General features: G+C 80.5%; 1 pseudogene. It reads right to left on the reverse strand.

The features are described from left to right. Window positions 1-1312: pseudogene (locus F6X68_RS32640) on the reverse strand (helix-turn-helix transcriptional regulator); the annotation flags it as partial.

Raw genomic sequence — 1312 nt, forward strand, 5'->3', positions numbered from 1 at the left:
GGGTGGCGAGCAGCCGGGCTACGGCGGCGCGTACCGCTTCGGGGTCGTCGGCCAGCCGGGCCAGGGTGAGTTCCAGCGCGGTGACCAGCCGCCGGAACCGGTCCCGGCGCGGCGCCGGCAGCGTCCGGGCGGCCTCGACGGCGTCGCGCAGGTGCCCGGCGGCGGCGGTGGCGTCGCCGCCCCGGGCCCGCTCGGCGGCGCAGGCCAGCCCGAGCTCCGGATCGCGGCGCACGGCCTCCGGCGGCGGGGGCGCGGGCGGACGGCCGGCGGGCGTCTCCCGGTCGTACGGGACCAGCTCCGGCCAGCGGGCCACGAAGAGCGCGGCGGCCCGGTCGTGGTCGCCGCCGGCGAGCGCGTGCCGCAGCGCCTCGGCGGGCCGCCCGTTGTCGGCGTACCAGCCGGCCGCGCGCAGGTGCAGGTCGCGCAGTTCGTCGGCGGGCAGCCGGCCCAGCTCGGCGTGCAGCAGGTCGGCCAGCAGCGCGGGGCAGCGGTACCAGGGCGGGCGGCTGTCGTCGCGGCGCAGCAGCCCGCCGTCGCCGGCCAGGCCGGCCAGCGCCTGCTCGGCGTCGGTCCGGCCGGTCAGCGCGTCGGCGAGGCCGGCACAGACCGCGTCGGCGACGGTGGAGCGGCGCAGCACGTCCCGCGCGTCCGGGTCGAGCCCCGCGAGCACCTCCTCGCGCAGGTAGCCGGCCACGTCCGGCTGATCGCCGCCGAACTGCTCGGCCCAGCGGGCCGGGTCCGGCTGCCCGCGTAGCGCCAGCGCGGCGAAGCGGAGGGCCGCCGGCCAGCCGCCGGTGCGTTCCTGCAGCCGGCGTACCCCGGCCGCCGGCAGCGCCACCCCGTGCGCGGTCAGCAGGTCGGCGACCTCGTCGTCGCCGAAGGCCAGTTCGTCGGGGCCGACCTCGGTCAGCTCGCCGGCCAGCCGCAGCCGGTGCACGGCCAGCGGCAGCCCGGCGCGGGCGCCGACCACCAGCCGCAGCCGCTGCTCGGCGTGGCGGAGCAGGAACTCCAGTCCGGCCAGTGCCTCGGGGTCGGTGATCCGGTGCAGGTCGTCCAGGACCAGCAGCACCGGCCGTTCCCGGGCGGCGAGGGCCGCGGCCAGCACCTCCAACTGGTCGGGGCGGGGCGGCCGGTCGGGCACGGGGCCCGGTACGTCGTCGGCGGGATCCGTGGCCGTGCGCAGCGCCGCCGCGAGGTAGGACCAGAGCCGGTCCCCGTCGTCGCCGGTCTCCACCGAGACCCAGGCCGCCCGGAACCGGCCGGGTTCCGCCGGTACGCCCGCCGCCGCGCCGAAGTCGCCCGGCGCGGCACC

Origin of the sequence: Micromonospora sp. AMSO12t (genome assembly GCF_008806585.1) — a bacterium.
Taxonomy (GTDB): Bacteria; Actinomycetota; Actinomycetes; order Mycobacteriales; family Micromonosporaceae; genus Micromonospora; species Micromonospora reichwaldensis.